This is a genomic window from Paenibacillus sp. J31R109 (genome assembly GCF_059692055.1).
The window spans coordinates 140,426-157,991 of the sequence record NZ_JCAUAR010000011.1 but is presented as its reverse complement, the minus strand read 5'-3'; the positions used below and the strand labels follow the sequence as shown (position 1 = coordinate 157,991).

21 protein-coding genes are annotated in these 17,566 nt (G+C 46.6%); 13 read left to right on the top strand and 8 right to left on the bottom strand.

The window, feature by feature from the left end:
* Positions 1–68 precede the first annotated feature (68 nt).
* Complete coding sequence (locus AC58QT_RS24510) at positions 69–626, bottom strand: DJ-1/PfpI family protein (RefSeq protein ID WP_310501177.1); 558 nt, start codon at positions 624–626, stop codon at positions 69–71.
* A gap of 148 nt (positions 627–774) precedes the next feature.
* On the opposite strand from AC58QT_RS24510, the gene thyA reads away from it, so the two are divergent.
* Both thyA and AC58QT_RS24500 read left to right on the top strand, forming a co-directional pair.
* A complete protein-coding gene (gene thyA / locus AC58QT_RS24505; RefSeq protein ID WP_497411282.1) occupies positions 775–1,569 on the top strand; it encodes a thymidylate synthase in 795 nt (264 codons plus the stop codon).
* A gap of 33 nt (positions 1,570–1,602) precedes the next feature.
* Positions 1,603–2,082, top strand: coding sequence for a dihydrofolate reductase (locus AC58QT_RS24500; protein WP_497411281.1), 480 nt, complete (start codon positions 1,603–1,605; stop codon positions 2,080–2,082).
* A gap of 84 nt (positions 2,083–2,166) precedes the next feature.
* Here the strand turns inward: AC58QT_RS24500 and AC58QT_RS24495 are convergent, their stop codons facing one another.
* From AC58QT_RS24495 to AC58QT_RS24485, 3 genes are all read right to left on the bottom strand, one after another.
* Entirely contained in the window at positions 2,167–2,796 is a 630-nt protein-coding gene (locus AC58QT_RS24495; protein ID WP_497411280.1) for a YcnI family protein, read from the bottom strand.
* A gap of 98 nt (positions 2,797–2,894) precedes the next feature.
* The gene (locus AC58QT_RS24490; RefSeq protein ID WP_497411279.1) at positions 2,895–3,566 is read right to left on the bottom strand and encodes a response regulator; all 672 of its coding nucleotides are present in this window, start codon (positions 3,564–3,566) and stop codon (positions 2,895–2,897) included.
* Entirely contained in the window at positions 3,566–4,387 is an 822-nt protein-coding gene (locus AC58QT_RS24485; protein ID WP_497411278.1) for a sensor histidine kinase, read from the bottom strand. Before AC58QT_RS24485 ends, AC58QT_RS24490 begins: the two co-directional genes overlap by 1 nt.
* A 183-nt stretch (positions 4,388–4,570) precedes the next feature.
* On the opposite strand from AC58QT_RS24485, the gene AC58QT_RS24480 reads away from it, so the two are divergent.
* The 3 genes from AC58QT_RS24480 to phnE all read left to right on the top strand — a co-directional run bounded on the left by AC58QT_RS24480 (position 4,571) and on the right by phnE (position 8,202).
* Positions 4,571–5,602, top strand: coding sequence for a HoxN/HupN/NixA family nickel/cobalt transporter (locus tag AC58QT_RS24480; protein ID WP_497411277.1), 1,032 nt, complete (start codon positions 4,571–4,573; stop codon positions 5,600–5,602).
* Between the two features lie 255 nt (positions 5,603–5,857).
* A complete protein-coding gene (phnC, locus tag AC58QT_RS24475) occupies positions 5,858–6,631 on the top strand; it encodes a phosphonate ABC transporter ATP-binding protein (RefSeq protein ID WP_057315479.1) in 774 nt (257 codons plus the stop codon).
* Positions 6,628–8,202 carry a phosphonate ABC transporter, permease protein PhnE gene (gene phnE, locus AC58QT_RS24470; protein ID WP_497411276.1) on the top strand — a complete coding sequence of 525 codons (1,575 nt, stop codon included), beginning with the start codon at positions 6,628–6,630 and terminating at the stop codon, positions 8,200–8,202. Before phnC ends, phnE begins: the two co-directional genes overlap by 4 nt.
* A 103-nt stretch (positions 8,203–8,305) precedes the next feature.
* Here phnE and AC58QT_RS24465 read toward each other — a convergent pair whose 3' ends face one another.
* Both AC58QT_RS24465 and AC58QT_RS24460 read right to left on the bottom strand, forming a co-directional pair.
* Complete coding sequence (locus tag AC58QT_RS24465) at positions 8,306–8,554, bottom strand: hypothetical protein (protein ID WP_497411275.1); 249 nt, start codon at positions 8,552–8,554, stop codon at positions 8,306–8,308.
* A gap of 212 nt (positions 8,555–8,766) precedes the next feature.
* Entirely contained in the window at positions 8,767–9,750 is a 984-nt protein-coding gene (locus tag AC58QT_RS24460) for a phosphate/phosphite/phosphonate ABC transporter substrate-binding protein (RefSeq protein ID WP_497411274.1), read from the bottom strand.
* A 147-nt stretch (positions 9,751–9,897) separates the two neighbouring features.
* Between AC58QT_RS24460 and AC58QT_RS24455 the strand changes: the two genes are divergently transcribed.
* A complete protein-coding gene (locus AC58QT_RS24455) occupies positions 9,898–11,490 on the top strand; it encodes a bifunctional metallophosphatase/5'-nucleotidase (protein WP_497411273.1) in 1,593 nt (530 codons plus the stop codon).
* A 74-nt stretch (positions 11,491–11,564) separates the two neighbouring features.
* On the opposite strand, the gene AC58QT_RS24450 is transcribed toward AC58QT_RS24455, so the two are convergent.
* Together AC58QT_RS24450 and AC58QT_RS24445 are read right to left on the bottom strand one after the other, a co-directional pair.
* Positions 11,565–11,810: an HD family phosphohydrolase gene (locus AC58QT_RS24450; protein ID WP_497281059.1), complete on the bottom strand. Its 246-nt coding sequence runs from the start codon at positions 11,808–11,810 to the stop codon at positions 11,565–11,567.
* On the bottom strand, positions 11,807–12,127 hold the full coding sequence (locus AC58QT_RS24445) for a YbjQ family protein (protein WP_310501165.1): 321 nt from the start codon (positions 12,125–12,127) through the stop codon (positions 11,807–11,809). The genes AC58QT_RS24450 and AC58QT_RS24445 overlap by 4 nt, the downstream gene beginning before the upstream one ends.
* Before the next feature lie 99 nt (positions 12,128–12,226).
* On the opposite strand from AC58QT_RS24445, the gene AC58QT_RS24440 reads away from it, so the two are divergent.
* The 7 genes from AC58QT_RS24440 to AC58QT_RS24410 all read left to right on the top strand — a co-directional run bounded on the left by AC58QT_RS24440 (position 12,227) and on the right by AC58QT_RS24410 (position 17,564).
* The gene (locus tag AC58QT_RS24440; protein WP_497411272.1) at positions 12,227–13,030 is read left to right on the top strand and encodes an alpha/beta hydrolase; all 804 of its coding nucleotides are present in this window, start codon (positions 12,227–12,229) and stop codon (positions 13,028–13,030) included.
* Positions 13,027–13,800 (top strand): 5-oxoprolinase subunit PxpB, encoded by a 774-nt coding sequence (gene pxpB / locus AC58QT_RS24435; protein WP_497411271.1) that lies wholly within the window; start codon positions 13,027–13,029, stop codon positions 13,798–13,800. Before AC58QT_RS24440 ends, pxpB begins: the two co-directional genes overlap by 4 nt.
* Positions 13,790–14,785: a 5-oxoprolinase subunit C family protein gene (locus tag AC58QT_RS24430; protein ID WP_497411270.1), complete on the top strand. Its 996-nt coding sequence runs from the start codon at positions 13,790–13,792 to the stop codon at positions 14,783–14,785. Before pxpB ends, AC58QT_RS24430 begins: the two co-directional genes overlap by 11 nt.
* Before the next feature lie 14 nt (positions 14,786–14,799).
* Entirely contained in the window at positions 14,800–15,561 is a 762-nt protein-coding gene (locus tag AC58QT_RS24425) for a LamB/YcsF family protein (RefSeq protein ID WP_497411269.1), read from the top strand.
* Positions 15,562–16,309: 748 nt separating this feature from the next.
* Positions 16,310–16,597 carry a CD3324 family protein gene (locus tag AC58QT_RS24420; protein WP_028556449.1) on the top strand — a complete coding sequence of 96 codons (288 nt, stop codon included), beginning with the start codon at positions 16,310–16,312 and terminating at the stop codon, positions 16,595–16,597.
* A gap of 113 nt (positions 16,598–16,710) precedes the next feature.
* Positions 16,711–17,097, top strand: a complete 387-nt coding sequence (locus AC58QT_RS24415; protein ID WP_497411268.1) for a gamma-glutamylcyclotransferase family protein — start codon at positions 16,711–16,713, stop codon at positions 17,095–17,097.
* A gap of 92 nt (positions 17,098–17,189) precedes the next feature.
* Positions 17,190–17,564 (top strand): response regulator, encoded by a 375-nt coding sequence (locus AC58QT_RS24410; protein WP_310502012.1) that lies wholly within the window; start codon positions 17,190–17,192, stop codon positions 17,562–17,564.
* Positions 17,565–17,566: the final 2 nt, after the last annotated feature.

Sequence of the window (17,566 nt, the reverse complement as noted above, 5' to 3'; positions counted from 1 at the left end):
TTAGAAAACAAAACGAGACTATCTATCACTAGTTAGTCTCGTTTTTGCTCTCACTTTATGTAAATGGATTAAGCCAATAATTTCAAAAACTCCCGCATAAAACCTGGTAAATCCGGCCACGCATGACCGCTGACGAGTTTCCCATCGACATGAAGCGTATCTGTAGTATAGGTCGCACCGAGCGCTTCTACATCCAAACGACATGCGTTATACGCTGTCAACGTGCGACCTTCGAAGAGGGTTCTGTCTTTCAAAGCGGCGAATACTTGCGCACCATGACAGATGGCACCTACAGGCTTATCCGCTTCAAGGAAATGACGAAGGATGCGTGGCACATCTTCACTCGAGCGAATGTATTCTGGAGCTCTGCCACCCGGAATGATCAACCCATCGAACTGGCTGGGATCAACATCGGCGAAGGCGACGTGGGAAGGGAGAAGATGTCCTGGTTTTTCGGTATACGTTTCCCAATCTTCAACAAAATCGTGAACGACGGTACGGAGTACTTTCTTCGTGGGTGAGGCGATAACGGCTTCATAGCCCTCTTCCAGTACACGGTAATAAGGATAGTATACTTCCAATACTTCTACAGCATCACCAGTTAGAAATAAGATCTTTTTGGACATAACATCACTCCTTGGTAATAGTTGGTAATCCATATTTAATTATGAACAAACCTGGTTTTCTTGTATACGGGTGGAATTTGAGATGAATTGTCGAATTGGATGATGTTATAATAGAAGATATGTCGAAAATGTGGGGAATGATTGAATTATGAAAGCTTATTTAGAATTACTTAAGGATGTCTTAGATCAAGGTGTCGAAAAAGGAGATCGCACGGGAACAGGAACGATTTCTGTTTTTGGACGTGGGATGCGAATCGATCTGAGGAAAGGTTTCCCTCTTTTAACAACAAAGAAGATGCATATCAGATCTATTGTTCATGAACTGTTGTGGTTCATAAGCGGCAGCACGAATATTCAATATTTGCGCGATAATGGTGTTTCGATCTGGGATGAGTGGGCTGACGAAGAGGGAAATCTTGGCCGCGTCTACGGTGCACAATGGCGTACATGGCTGGCGCCAAATGGGCAAATTATCGATCAAATCGAGAAGCTGATTCACCAAATTAAGACGAATCCGGATTCACGCAGACACTTGGTTAGCGCTTGGAACCCTGCGGAAGTGGATAACATGGCCTTGCCGCCGTGCCACTATGCGTTTCAATTTTATGTAGCCAACGGTCGTTTATCGTGTATGTTCCAAATGAGGTCCGTGGACACGTTCTTGGGTCTGCCCTTCAATTTGGCGTCGTATGCCCTGTTAACCCATATGATTGCACAGCAGTGCGATCTTGAAGTAGGGGATCTGATCTGGAACGGTGGCGATGTGCACATATATCAGAATCATGTTGAACAAGTGAATAAACAGCTAGCGAGAGAGCCACAAGAGCTGCCAACACTTCATATCAAAAGGAAGCCAGCTTCCATTTTTGACTATCAATTCGATGATTTTGAATTTCTGAACTACACACCGCTGCCGGGCATTAAGGCGCCGATTGCGATATAAGGAAGTTGTTGGAACGAAAGGAGTGTTCGCCCTATGAGTATCTCATTTATATTTGCCATGGACCGTAACCGAGCCATTGGCGTCAATAATAAACTGCCTTGGCATCTGCCAGGTGATTTGAAATTTTTCAAAAACGTGACGATGGGGTATCCCATCCTGATGGGACGCAAAACGTACGAGTCCATCGGCAAGCCGCTTCCCGGAAGACGCAACGTCATTCTCACGCAGAATACGGCGTATCAAGCCGAAGGCTGCGAAGTTATTCACTCCGTAGACGAAGCAATTGACGCGTTCCCTGATCAGGAGCTATTCGTCATCGGCGGAGCAGAGATATTCAAACTGTTTGCCTCGCATGTGAATCGGATGTACATCACATACATCGAGGATGAGTTTGAGGCGGATACCTTTATGTCCGACCTCGACTTGACCACTTGGACACTAGTATCGTCTGAGCAAGGTGAGCGTAACGAGAAGAATCCGTATGAGTACTATTTCCGGATTTACGAGAGATAGGATAAGCAACCAAAAAAGACTTCCATCAGATCAACGAGATCTGATGGAAGTCTTTTTCTATTTTCTACAGGATCATAAGGGTGCTTATGCCCGTTTTCTAACTAGCGCGATAATCAATGCAGCTGCACCCAACACTAAACCAGCAATAGATAAGTAAAGTGATGTGTTCGACTCGGAACTATCCCCAGCAGCAGCTGTGCCAGCCGTTACATTCCCGTGGCTATCTGTCGTTGCGCCAGCAGCAGCTTTCGCTTTAACAGTTGTGACCGATGCAGGCTTGTCGGATCCATTGGCGCCAACCCATTCCACAACAGAACCATCTTTGTAAGTTTGGTAAGCTTTCCAGATGATTTGAGTAGCGGCATCAGCGACTTTACCTTGCATGCTGAAATCTCCGAATTCAGTTGCGCCTAGCCCATCACCCGTAGCTGTCCAAGTAACGCCAGTAATTTTGCCAGCAGCATCTTTTGCAATGTCATACTTCCATCCAGCTTTAGGTTCAAAACGAGAAACAGCGACTGAATCAAGCGGGAATTTCACCTCTACTTTAACGGTTGCACTATCTTTCTCGGAAGGTACACGTACGGTGAAAACTTCATAGCTGCCTTGCGTAGCTTCTTTCGGATATACAACGACGTGAGCACTTGCGATCCCTACGAGGAGCATGGAGGCGATCATCATCGAGCTTGCGGTTAACATGAACTTTTTGAACATGGAATAATATTCCCCTTTCAATTTCAACTCTTACCATGTTGTCCATCTTACCTGATAGACAAGCATAAGAGTATGACTCGAGTGGGCTATTTTTTCGACTAGTTTTGTCCTTTTCGTGTCAACCCATGTTTAATGGCGAAAGCTGTGAGCTGCACACGATTCTCTAGGGAGAGCTTCACGAGAATATTTTTCATGTGATTTTTCACCGTATGCTCGGAGATTAGCAGTTTTTCGGCAATCACGCGATTGTTATCCCCTTGAGCGACATAAGCAGTAATTTCTTGTTCACGCGAAGTGAGCATATGAGGGCTTGGGCCTTCCGTGTGCGCACCTGCCGGTGAGCGGAAGCGGCCAAATAGCTTGTCCGCCATGCCGCGAGCCACCTCGGAATTATCGTCGAGCAGCGCACGGAGATAGTTCAGCCACTCATCGGGATCCATATTTTTGAGCAAATACCCTTGCGCTCCGAATTGCAATGCCGTGAAAAGATCGGCGACATCATCCGAAACCGTGAGCATAACGATGCGTATCCCGCTGTAGGCTTGTTTGATGTGTCGTGTGGCTTGTAAGCCGTCCATTGGCGACATATGAATATCCATCAAGACAACGTCAGGAGCAAGCTCTCCGCAAAGACGAATGGCATCTTCTCCGGAGCTAGCTTCTCCGACAATGAAGAAATCAGAGCAAGGTGCCAGCATGCTTTGAATGGCTTTGCGTGCTAGGGGATGATCATCAACAATAAGAACACGAAATGGCATCGTTTCTTGCATCAGCTATTCACCTTCCTATCGGCAAGTACGATCACTTCTGTACCGCAGCCTTTCTCACTCCGAAGCTCCAAAGCAGCGCCAAGCTCGGAAGCTCGTTTTTGCATAAGGTCGATGCCGTAGGTCGTATTCTTCTTATCACCTGTATCCGCATCCGAGTCGAGCTGCATACCGCAGCCATTGTCCGTCACATGTAGCCGCCAACGATCGGGTGTAGCTTCTAAGTGAAATGTGGCATCTGTTGCCATCGAGTGTTTGCGAATGTTGGTAAAAGCTTCCTGCATGATTCCAAAAAGTTGAACTTCTTCACTTGGCGTGAAGCTGTCTTCTTCGATCTGTACGGTCACTTGGAGGTGAATGCCGCTGACCAACTTCCAGTTGGCTAGGAAAGTTTGAATGCGTTGCCCAAAAGAAGTACCTTCTTCTGGCGGTGTTCGCAGATTGAAAATAGCCTGCCGCAGCGAATTGTCGATCTCGGATACAGCGGCTTTTGCTTCTTCGATGTCGCCCTGGCGCAGTTTGACATTCAGGAAGAAAAGCGTCTGCGCCAAATCATCATGCAGCTCTCTCGCCAATCGCTCGCGCTCTTCGAAGACCGCTCTACGGGCTTCGCTATGTAGGATTTGCTCATTACTCCGTTCCATGCTGCTAAACATCCAGGAAGCGAAGAGATAGGATAAGAACAAAGTAATAACCGTGATTGTGAAATTGCCAGCTTCCATTGTTAAATAGCGGAGTAAATATTCATGACGGATATATTCAAAACCACCAATTATGATTACGGGTAATAAAATCGTGAACAGCTTGTATTTACGCATAGACATAGAGGAAATCAGCTCCTTTTCGATACAACAGGATGGGCAATAAGTTTGGAACGGTTTCTATTATATCAGATCTCATTTAGAATTCTTCACAAATAATCGGAGCGGTACTTCTCAATCCACGCACGCGTGTGCTACATTATTAGTTAATCGTAACACGAATGGGAAGGGTGTGTTTGCAAGACTATGTGGAAATCTTTGCTGCAGGAGAGAAAGAACTGGGCTGGATATGTGATTGTTATTATCCTGCTTCACGTACTCGGCCTGGTAGGATTATACACCGTTGCTCAATCTTCTCCTGCATTCTGGGGGATTGGACTATTAGCTTACACACTAGGGATGCGTCATGCGTTCGACGTTGATCATATTGCGGCTATTGACAATACGGTGCGGAAGCTTGTCCAACAGAAGAAAAATCCGTTAGGCGTTGGCTTTTACTTTTCATTAGGTCACTCCTCCGTTGTGTTCGTCATGGCGATAGTGACCGCATTCTCGGTGCAATGGGCGGCACGTGAGCTCCCTTGGATGCAGCGTTTCGGCGGTGTGATCGGTGCTTCTGTTTCAGGACTTTTCCTCGTCATTATCGGTGTCATCAATTTATTAATTCTGATTAGCTTGTACAAAATGTTTCTGAAGTTTCGCGGCGGTGAGTACAACAACAATGAGTTTGAGGAGCTATTAGAATCACGTGGGTTTATTGCCCGCCTCATCAAGCCACTTTTCTCATTCATCACCAAAAGCTGGCACGTATACCCGTTAGGCTTTCTCTTCGGATTAGGATTTGATACCGCCAGTGAAATTGCACTGTTGGCCATATCCGCGCACGCGGCGAAGGATGCAATCCCGTTTATTGGCGTCATCTCGTTGCCTCTCTTGTTCGCCGCTGGGATGAGCTTATTCGATACGGCAGATGGCATGTTCATGACAAAAGCGTACAAATGGGCGTTCCACACCCCAGTTCGCAAGCTTTACTACAATTTGACGGTAACAGCACTCGCGGTGGTTGCTGCATTAATTATTGGTGTGATTGAGCTCGGACAAGTGCTTTCCGAAGAATTCAGTATGGAAGGTACGTTCTGGACGTGGCTGCAAGCGATTGATTTTGGTACATTAGGCTTTATTCTGGTTGGGATGTTCGTCATCGCCTGGATCGTTTCGATTGCTGTTTGGAGAGGCATGAAAATCGAGGAGCGCTGGGGCACGAAGTACAATCAATAGAAGAAAGGGCCACTGCGAGCGCGCATAGGCCCTTTTTTTGTCAATTTATCAAGTATAGGCTTCACTCGGAAATTCGGCTATAATTCTGGAGGGGGCACTCGTCCAAACTGGACTGTGTAGTCCTTTATTGTGCATGGTGAACAATGGAATATGAATATTTTCTAAAGGTAATGATAGAAAAAAGGATTTTCCCACTGTTCGTTGAAAGTAGTCTGTCTAGTACTTCGAAATTGAGTAAAAGAAAGTAGGACGAATATGATCGAGTTTAAGCATCTTTCAAAGGTTTATCCAAATGGTACTGTTGGTTTGAATGACATTAACCTGACCATACACCCAGGGGAGTTCGTAGTTATTGTAGGTTTATCAGGGGCTGGCAAGTCGACACTGCTTCGTTCGATTAATCGTCTGCATGAGACGACGAGCGGCGAGATCTTAATCGATGGAAAATCCATTACCAAAGCGAACGGCGCGGGGCTGCGTCGGATGCGTAGAGATATCGGGATGATTTTCCAAACTTTTAATTTAGTCAAAAGATCCACGGTTATTCGTAATGTTCTTTCCGGTCGAGTTGGCTACCATTCCACACTTCGCACGATGTTTGGTTTGTTCCCTAAAGCGGACATTGAGCTTTCGCTTAAAGCATTGGAGCGTGTGAACATTAGAGAAAAAGCTTATTCACGCGCAGATGAATTGTCCGGCGGTCAACAGCAACGTGTTTCCATCGCAAGAGCACTTGCGCAGGAAGCGAAAATCATCCTCGCGGATGAGCCTGTTGCTTCACTAGATCCGCTTACGACTCGACAGGTTATGGATGACCTGAAACGCATTAACAAGGACCTTGGCATCACAACTGTTGTCAACCTTCACTTTATCGATTTGGCTCGTGAGTACGCAACACGTATTATTGGACTTCGTGCTGGTAAGGTCGTCTATGATGGACCTGTTGCTGATGCGACGGATGATGTGTTCTCCGAGATTTATGGTCGCGCCATCAAGAAGGATGAACTGTTGGGGGTGCAGGAGGGATGAGTGTAGCAACCGTCAAAAAGCCTCCACGCACGAAGTTCTACATGATCATCGCGATCATGGTGCTGTTCTTGATTGGTAGTATATATCAAACGGATGCAACGTTGACAAGATTAGCTACGGGGACGCCGGAGATTCTGAAGTTTATTGCAGAAATGTTTCCGCCAGATTGGCTATTCTTCGCTGACATTTGGAAGCCGATGGCTCAAACGATTCAAATGTCCATCTTGGGTACGATTGTAGGAGCGTTATTCGCATTCCCAATGGCGCTGCTCGCTGCTCGTAACGTGACATCATCGCCATGGTTGTCCTATCCAGCTCGATTTATTATGAATTTCGTTCGTACCATTCCTGATTTGCTCTATGCAGCCTTATTTGCTGTATTAGTAGGCTTTGGTCCAACAGCAGGTACGCTAGCTCTAATTTTCTTTACCTTTGGTATTATTTCAAAGCTTTCTTATGAATCAACTGAAGCCATCGATCCAGGCCCGCTTGAAGCGATGACGGCGGTTGGCGCTAATAAGTTGAAGCTGATCCGCTTCGGGGTTCTGCCACAAGTTGCTCCTACATACTTGGCGCATTTCCTTTACACATTTGAAGTGAGTATTCGTGCATCTGCTATCCTCGGTCTAGTTGGCGCAGGTGGTATCGGCTTATTGCTCAAAAACACACTCGATCTGTTCCGTTATGATCAGTCTTGTGCCATCGTTATTTATACGTTGCTAATCGTCGTCATCATTGATTTGGTGAGCACACGTTTCCGTACGTATTTGCTAAAAGGAAGCGCCAAGCCGATGTCTGAAACAAAAGCGAACACGTATAAAATTATTGGTGTAGTGGCTGTAATCGGTCTTCTTATTTGGGCTCTAACAGGTTTGGAACTTACAGGTTTCCAACCAACAACTTGGATTCTTACCAAAGCGATGATCAGTGGATTATTCCATCCGGACTGGGCTTATGTCTATATTCCAGAAGGCGAAGATTTACTTCGTTCCTTGCTTGAAACTTTATCGATTTCCTATTTAGGTAACTTCGTATCCGCGATCGTTTGTCTTCCTTTTGCTTTCTGGGCTGCGGCGAACATGAGCAAGTACCGCGCTGTTTCTGGTACTGGTAAGCTATTCCTTAGCGTCGTTCGTACGATTCCGGAAATCATTATGGCTTTAATCTTTATTAAAGCTGTTGGACCGAACGCTTACGCGGGCGTAATGGCCCTTGGATTGCATTCTGTAGGGATGCTTGGCAAACTGTATGCCGAGGCCATTGAGAACATGGATATGGGGCCTACAGAGGCTATGACAGCTGTTGGTGCGAATTTCTGGCAGCGGATGTCGTTCGCCGTCATTCCACAGGTCATACCGGATTTCATTTCGTATACACTATACCGTTTTGAAATCAATGTTCGTTCTGCTACCTTGCTTGGGGTCATTGGAGCTGGAGGGATCGGGACACCGCTCATCTTCGCACTGAATGCTCGGCAGTGGCCGCGTGTAGGTATTATCTTGATCGGGATTATCGTCACCGTTTCGATCATTGACTATATCTCTGGATCATTAAGAAAACGAATCGTTTAGAATACGCGTTCGTTGTATCACAAATAAAAGGCAGCTCTTGAAGGTCTTAACCTTCAAGAACTGCCTTTTATCATTCATGCAAGACCAAGACCAAGGGCTAAACCTACTTGCTATTTCCACCTTGTGCAACCAAGTGAAGAGTACGAGGTTCACGAAGACGATGAGCAACAGGTGAGAGCGGTTCGTCGGGCCCTAAAAGCTCGATTTGGTCAATTAACGTAATGGGGACCATAATGTTGTTTATTTTTAACAGCTGAAATTCTGGGTAATACTGCGAAATGATTCCGTGTACTTCATCGGTGCCGCACCGAATTATGACTTCTGATTTACGCATGATCAGCATTTCGTACATCCCGTTTTTCACCCCACAATGAGTTATGACACGACCGACTTAGTAAACGTTTGAATGTTAAAAGTAAACGATGAGCTTGGACGGGCGTGCCACATTCATAATATGCAAGGAAACTCTGGTATAGAATGTAAAATTAGAAGGAAAAAACCACCGCGTCATGGAAGCAAGGCTCATGCTGCGGTGGTTTGATAAGTGTAGTGTGTAAGCTAAGCTTATTTCAAGCCCATTGCTTTGTTAGCTTCACGAACGATGTTGAATTTATCATCAGTTGTAGCTACGTAACCTTGGTGTGTGTATACATCGATAATCACTTTTTTACCTTCTGGATCGTTACCAATCGCGATGAAAGCATCTTGAATTTTCTTCTTCCAAGCTGCGTCCATATCGGAACGAACAGCGATTGTATCGTTTGGAATTTTATCGGAGAAAGCAAGAACTTTCGTTTGTTTGAAAATATCTGGGTAATCTTTAATCATGTTGGCACGGATGTCTTGGAACACGCCTACTGCATCAACTTGACCGTTAAGAAGTGCGATAACCGCTTTGTCATGTCCTTGGAATTGAACGCCTGTTACATCCTTCACAGGATCAACGCCAGCTTGTTTCAACACAAGACCTGGGTATACGTAACCAGCTGCGGAAGTAACACCTTGCCAACCCATCTTCTTACCTTTCAAATCAGCTACGGATTTAATTGGGGAATCAGCTTTGACAACAATCATCGATTTATAGAAATCAACAAGATCTTTCGATGGTTGACCTGTTGCATCATCAACGCCAAAACGTTGAGCTTGTACAAGAAGATCAGCAGCTTTACGGTTATCATGAGCAACAACATAGTTACTTGGTGGCAAGAAACCAACATCAACTTGTTTGGAAGACATAGCTTCGATAACAACGTTGTAATCTGTGGAAACGGAAACCTTAACCGGAATTCCTAATTTATCTCCAAGCAATTTTTCAAGCGGCTTAGCTTTTGCTTCAAGTGTCTCTGCATTTTGGGAAGGTACGAATTGCACTCTTAGTTCTTTAGGAACGAATCCTGCCGCAGCTGGAGTAGCAGTTGCCGCAGTTGTTGCTGCTGCCGTTGCTTTAGCTGTTGATGAAGCAGCTGGAGTTTCGTCTTTTTTCGCGCAGCCTACAAGTGCACCTGCAGCTACAACCATGGACAAGCTTAGTAGTGTTAATTTTTTCATGTCTTTTTGACCTCCGTTTAAATATTTACTTTTTATCTATGATGTACTATAACATTATCATAAGAGATATGGAAGATAGTGTGAAGTATTTGTTAAACTGACAAATGATATGTAAAACTTTACAACATAAAGGATGGAGTGAAACGCTTGACGCAGAAGGAACAAGGACGAAGAAGTCACATTACAATTTTGGAAACAAGCGATCTCCATGGGAATATGTTTCCCATTCATTACGCAAATAATAAGTATAATAATGTCGGATTATCGAAAATCGCAGCCTTAATTGCACAAGAACGTGCGTATAGAGAAAATGTCATTGTGTTGGATAACGGTGATCTCATTCAAGGTACCCCCCTAGCCTACCACCACGCAAGACTAGATAATGAACCAATGAATCCAATGGTACTGGGTCTGAATTATTTGAAATATGATGCGGCCGTACTCGGGAATCATGAGTTCAATTATGGCATGAATGTTCTGCAAAAAGCAGTTCGTGAATCTCATTTTCCGTGGTTATGCGCGAATATTTTGAGTGAGGAGACAGGTGAGCCATTCTTCGGTAAGCCGTATCTGATTAAACAATTTCCGGATGGCGTACGTGTTGGAATTCTTGGAATCACGACACCTTATATCCCGAACTGGGAAGATCCGAAGCATATTGTCGGCTTACGGTTTGAAGATCCTATTGCTACGGCTCGCACATGGGTGCAATTCCTACGGGAGCAAGAACATGTCGATGTCGTTGTGGTTTCCTACCATGGCGGATTTGAAAGAGATATTGTGACCGGAGAGCCTACTGAGCCGTTAACAGGTGAAAATCAAGGGTATCAGCTATGTATGGAAGTAGCGGGAATCGATGTTCTTCTTACCGGTCATCAGCATCGCAGCATTGCTGGGGCTCACATTAATGGGGTTACCGTTGTTCAACCAGGTACAGCTGGCGTTACGCTTGGGAAAGTGGACATCGAGCTAGATCAGGTGGAAGGGAAGTGGCGTATTGCTTCCAAGCAATCCGAGCTTCTACCTGTTGACAACGTGGAAGCGGACGCGGTGCTGCTCGCGCAGATCAGCTCTTACGAGGCGAAGACACAGCTATGGCTAGATCAACCCATCGGGAAGCTTACAGGAGACATGCTAGTAAAAGATCCCATGCAGATTCGTACATCTGATAATGCACTGATTGAGTTTATTAACAAAGTTCAAATGGAGCTGTCGGGTGCTCAGATTTCGAACACGGCTTTGTTTGATAATATTTCTCCTGGGTTTCCTTCGGATATTACCATGCGGGACATTGTGTCCAACTATATTTATCCGAACACGCTGAAGGTCATTCGAATCTCAGGTCAAGATATCAAGGATGCCTTGGAACAGTCTGCGGATTATTTTGAATTGGCAGATGGCGTTCTTCAGGTAAGTAAAGCCTTCATGGAACCGAAGCCTGCCCATTACAACTATGATATGTGGGAGGGAATTTCCTACACGCTGAACATCGCCCGCCCTGTTGGGAACCGAGTGGTACAGCTGGATTTTAAAGGGGAACCCATAGATCTTGAGGCTTCTTTCGAAGTGGTCATGAACAATTACCGTGCTGCTGGCGGAGGGAACTATGCGATGTTCCAGAATAAGCCGGTTGTCAAGGATATCCCAACGGATGTAGCTGAACTGCTCGCAGGGTATATTATGGAGCGAGGTACCATCGAGGCTAGTGTTAACCACAATTGGCAAGTCATTTGGACGTAGATCGTCCTTCTATAAAGAAAAGCCTTACAAAGCCGATTCTCAGCTTTTGTAAGGCTTTTTATGTTGTGCAGCGATTATTTCTCACGAATATAAGCTCGATCACCCGTTCGAGGGTTGTAATAGACCCGATAAGTGAAACCATCTTGGGGATCAATGAAGACTTCAGTTGTAAAAACAAAGCCATTTGGTGGCGATTGAGGTGTCGCGGCACCGTCCGTTTTGTAACGTTTGTCGTAAACAAGATAACCGAGAAGAAGTAATATAAGAAAGCCTACGATCCACAAGCCGTATATAAGCAAAATAGAGGAGTTCCCGCTCATAGCCTTCGCGTCCGGACGGCTGTACCATACGCGACGATTTCGCTCATATTTTGACCAATATCCCCACTGTCGAACCGCATCATGACAATCGCATCTCCACCCATGGCTGCGGCATTCTTGACCAGTCGGTCCATAGCTTGCCGGCGGCCGTCTTCCACCATTTGCGTATACTGTGTGACTTCTCCGCCAATTAATCCTTTCAATGAGGCCATAATATCCCCGCCAATGCCTCGGGCTCGCACGACAACACCAAATGTACTGCCTAGAACTTCGGTAATCTCATATCCGGCAATATTTTCTGTCGTAACTACCATCATATCAAATCGCTCCTTCAATGTTGAAATAGATGCTTTTCTACTTGATTAGGATTGGCTATTATTAACTAAGTACGTAAATCCAATGAGGGGGTTTCAAAATTGAACGCAGGGACAACGATTGAATTGTGGCCAGGAGCTGTACAAGATAGTCAAGGTGAGGAGAATCAAGGCTGTCCAAGCTTAACCTTATATCCAGTAGAGGGGGATGGCCTTCGCGCAGCTGTTATTGTATGTCCAGGTGGAGGCTACGGCAGACGCGCCCCTCATGAAGGTGAGCCCATTGCAAAGTGGCTGAATGGACTTGGCATATCCGCTTACGTGTTGAACTATCGTGTAGCTCCGTATAAACATCCTATTCCTCTAAATGACGCCCAACGGGCTATTCGAACCGTCAGACACCATGCAGAGGCATGGGGTGTCGATGCGAACCGCATTGGTATTCTTGGTTTTTCTGCAGGCGGACATTTGGCAGCAACAGCGGGCACGCACTACGATGCAGGAGATCAGGCTTCTGAAGATCCAATTGAGCATCAAAGCTCCCGTCCAGATCTCATGGTTCTGTGTTATCCGGTTATTTCACTTGGTGTGAACGCGCATCAAGGTTCACGAATCAATTTGATAGGTGAAGATGCTAGCGAAGATTTAGTCCAGCTTTTAAGTAATGAACTACAAGTAACGTCGGATACACCGCCAACATTCCTGTGGCACACAGCGGATGATGCAGCGGTTTCAGTTGAAAATAGCTTGCTTTTTGCTAGTGCGTTGAGCCGTAATAAAGTTCCTTTCGATCTGCATGTCTTCGAATCAGGAAAACATGGCATTGGAATCGCAGCTGATCATCCAGAGGCGTATGTCTGGCCTGAAGTTTGCGCAAATTGGTTGAAAAAGCAACATTTTGCATGACCAAATTAGTCTACGAATGCCATCCGCTTGGAGACTCGGCGATCGTGATTCGACTTGGATCGGACATTTCGTTAGCGACACTGCAACTGGTTAGGCAGGTAGCACATTATTTGGAAAATAATTGGAAGAATGGCTTCTTAGAACTAGTCCCTGCCTATACAACCATTACAATCTTTTATGATGCTTTCCGCATTTATAACTATACTTCCGAAGTTGTGTTAAAAAGTGGACAATCCCAATGGACCGCGGCTTGGCATCCGTATGATTATGTCTTGAAACACATTGTTCAGTTGCTAGAAAGCTATAAAGAAGGTACAGCAAGACAATTAGGCAATATTACTGATATTCCTGTGTGCTATGAGGCCGCCTATGGGCCTGATCTCGAGGAAGTAGCTAATTATCATAAGGTGAGTACAGCAGACATCGTAACTTGGCATACATCTCGTGTGTACCCGGTGTACATGATAGGCTTCGCACCTGGGTTTCCCTATTTAGGGGGGATGGATGGAAGGCTTACGACACCTCGTAAATCAGTACCGCGCACAAGAATTCCAGCCGGCTCTGTAGGCATTGGCGGGGCCCAAACAGGCATCTACCCTTTTGAAACGCCAGGCGGCTGGCAGCTTATTGGTCGAACACCACTACGTTTGTTTCGTCCAGACACAGATCCACCTTCTCTGCTCAAGGTTGGTGATCAAGTGAAATTTGTGGCGATCTCATCAGAGGAGTTTCAAGTGCTAGAAGAAGGGATTGCAAGCGATGGGCTTTGAGGTCATAAAACCGGGTCTATTATCCACCTTACAAGATGAGGGACGCTACGGTTATCGAAAATATGGTGTCATTGTGGCAGGACCGATGGATCGGTTTGCTCACCGAGCTGCCAACTTATTGGTGGGTAATGGTTATGAAACAGTGACATTGGAAATGACACTCAGCGGTCCCACGCTGGTTGCTCAGAGTGATCGGTTAGTTGCCATTTGCGGTGCAGATATGGAAGCGAAGGTGGATGGAAGCTTAGCGCCTTTGTGGCAGCCTTTCGTTCTTCGCGCTGGAAGTGAACTTCAATTCCAATACGCTGAAGAGGGTTGTAGAGCCTATTTGGCTGTGCATGGCGGATTTATGGCTGCGGAAGCTCTGGGAAGTCACAGTACGTATATGAGAGCAGGTATGGGTGGATATGAGGGACGAGCTCTCCGGGTTGGGGATGTCTTGAAAATGGAAAAAGATGAATCACCTGTTCAGCTCATTAACGCTGTTGACCTTCGAGCTAGGTCTGTGAGTCCACGAATTCGTCCAGACTATCGCGATAATCCAGTGGTAAGGATCGTTAAAGGTAAGGAAGCATCCTACTTTACGCCAGAGAGCTGGTCGCATTTGCTGTCTCAAAGCTTTCAGGTTACCTCGCAATCAGATCGAATGGGGTATCGATTGTCGAGTGAGCGTAAGCTTGCTCTTACGGAGGGTATACCGTATGAGATGATTTCGGAAGCAGTGGCTTGCGGCACGATCCAGGTTCCTTCGAGTGGACAACCGATTGTATTGCTTGCTGATTGTCAAACAACAGGGGGATATCCTCGCATCGGTCATGTGATCTCCGCAGACCTCCCGCTTGTCGCGCAAATAAAGCCAGGCGGGATGCTGCAGTTCCAAGAGGTTACACATAGCGAAGCGCAAGAGCAGTTACTGCTGCAAGCCATGGATTTGAATATCTTGGAGACAGGCATGCAGACTTGGTTCCGAGGCCTGAAAAAATAGGGAGAGTGAGCGCGATGTTGCGCATTGACTTGAATTGTGACATGGGCGAAGGCTTTGGGGCTTATCGCCTCGGCCGTGATGCGGAGCTGCTCGATTACGTCAGCTCGGCCAACATCGCCTGCGGTTTCCACGCAGGCGATCCCGCAACCATGCGCAGCACAGTACAGCTGTGCTTGCGCAAGGGCGTGGCGATCGGGGCCCATCCGGGCCTGCCCGATTTGCAGGGCTTTGGCCGGCGCGAGATCGCGATCACGCCGGCAGAGGCATACGAGCTGACGTTGTATCAGCTCGGAGCGCTGCAGGCGTTCGTCCATGCCGAAGGCGGACGCCTGCAGCATGTCAAGCCGCATGGCGCGCTCTACCACATGGCTGCGAAGCGCCATGAGTTAGCCGCCGCGATTGCGGCTGCAACGGCTAGCGTCAGCGCGGAGCTGACGCTGTATGGCCCGCCCGGCAGCGAGCTGCTGCGGGCGGGCGCCGCCGCGGGGCTGCGTACCGCGAGCGAGGCCTTCGCGGACCGCAGCTACCAGCGGGACGGCTCTTTGACGCCCCGCGACCAGCTGGGGGCGCTGCTTGAGAGCGCCGCCGAGGCTGCGGCGCAGGTGGAGCGGCTTGTCCGCGAAGGCAGAGTCCTCTCCCGTGAGGGAGAGGATCTGAGCATGCGCGCGGACACGATCTGCATCCACGGCGACGGTGTGCACGCCGTGGAATTCGCGCGCGATATCCGCGCGCTGCTTACGCAAAGCGGCATCGCAGTCATGCCGCTAGGGGGCTAAAGAAGTTGCTGCACGCAGCCCCCAACTGTGAACCCGCATCCTTTCTAGAACAGGCATGTGTCGAAGGATGCTACTATTGAGTTACAAAAAACAACTGACAATATTTGAATTTTGTCACTGAGTTATATTCCTGAAAGGTATAGAGTCAGCCAGTCAGTCAGCAAGTCAATCAGTCAGTCAGTTCGGCAGGTTTCTGTACCCCGTACAAGGAAAGAATCCCTATAACCATTCTTTCACTTGAGAGCGGCTCCACAATATGAGTTAATAGATATGTAGCCGGCCGGCTAATTCCTTCGGAAAGGAGTGATCAAGGTGATTACAACGCAAACAGAGGTGATCTCTGCGTAAGCAGGGGTCACTGTTCCAAGCGGGGGCCACTAGGCCCTCGCATAACTTTTACGAACGAGTAGACAGCGAGAAGCTTTTTACATATAATGAAAATTGTGAACACGAAGTGAACACAACAATAAACTACGGTGAAGGGAGTGCTTTTTAATGAACACAATGACAATGACAGTAGCGATGAATGTTGCGGCCGCCGCAGAGGTACTCGTCTCCTAACTGAATATCATTCGTGGAATAACCGTTCACCTGAATTGTATAATTGCATATACAACCGACAGGCACGATTATGATCGTGTTTTTTTTATTCCATTTTTGAGAATGGTAGGAGGTTAAGGGGCGATGAAGATACTCTCTGCAAATCAGTCAAAGTTAAGCTTTGCACAATTTGAGGAGGTTTTCATCCATGAGTTATAAGAACGGGAAAGATGTTCTTCCCCCTAACCTATTAAAACAATTACAAGAATATATCCAAGGCGAAATCGTGTATATCCCTAAGAAAGAGCAGAAACGTGCAGGTTGGGGAGAAAATAACGGCACTCGCATCATTATCGAGCGGAGAAATCGTGAGATCTTCCGTCTGTACCAAACAGGTTCGACGGTTTTAGAGCTGATCAAAGTGTTTCATTTGTCCGAAGACAGCATCCGCAAAATTATTGTAAAAACAAGAGAATTAACAGCCAATCAGGCGTAGAAGCAGCATCCATTGTGATGCTGCTTTTTTCCTTTATCGTTACCTGTAGGAATCCATGGTTTTCGCGCCGAAAACATGTACATAGAGCATGTAGAGAATTAGGAGGAATAGAGATGATAGCTGTATTCGTGTATGGAACGTTACTTGTAGGAGAAAGTAATCATTTTGTTGTCTCACCGTATTTACTAGCTGTGCAACCTGGGGCGATTAATGGTCGATTGTATGATGTTGGACCCTATCCAGCGTTAGTTCGGACAGGTGATGATGATCATGTGGTTATTGGGGAATGGATTGAAGTTACAGAAGAAGGATTGGCCGCCATGGACATTTTGGAAACGTACTACAGTCCAGGGCATCCGGATAATGAATACGAGCGAACTTGGGTACAGGATATTAACGGAGAGCGGGAAGGCTGGGTGTATGACTACACAAGTCCGCGCGGACTTCCAGCCATATCTGGATCTTCGTGGAAAGACCATTTGCACCACAAAAACATGTAATTTCTTTCGCGGTTTTCCGACATTTTCCTATCTTGCCCTCAGATATGATGCTATAATTAGTACTAATTTAGATGGACTTGAGGAGAGAGAACATGTCATCTTACAGAATTTTGCTAGCTGACGATGAACTGGCGCTTCGCTTTCTGCTGACGGAAACATTATCTGATGAGGGATACGTCATCACGGAGGTTGAGGATGGCCAACAAGCAATCGAGCAGCTCGGCAAGGAAGCTTACGACTTAATCATTCTGGATTATATGATGCCGGAACGCACGGGTGTAGAGGTATGCTCCTGGTTGAGACAAAGTGATAATGTGAACAAGGACTTGCCGGTTATTCTTTTGACAGCCAAGGCCTTGGAGAAAGATAAAGAGAAAGCGAAGGCAGCCGGTGTCACGACGTACATTGTAAAACCCTTCAGTCCACTTCAATTATTAGACACGATAGGGCAGCTGTTGCAACGATAGGC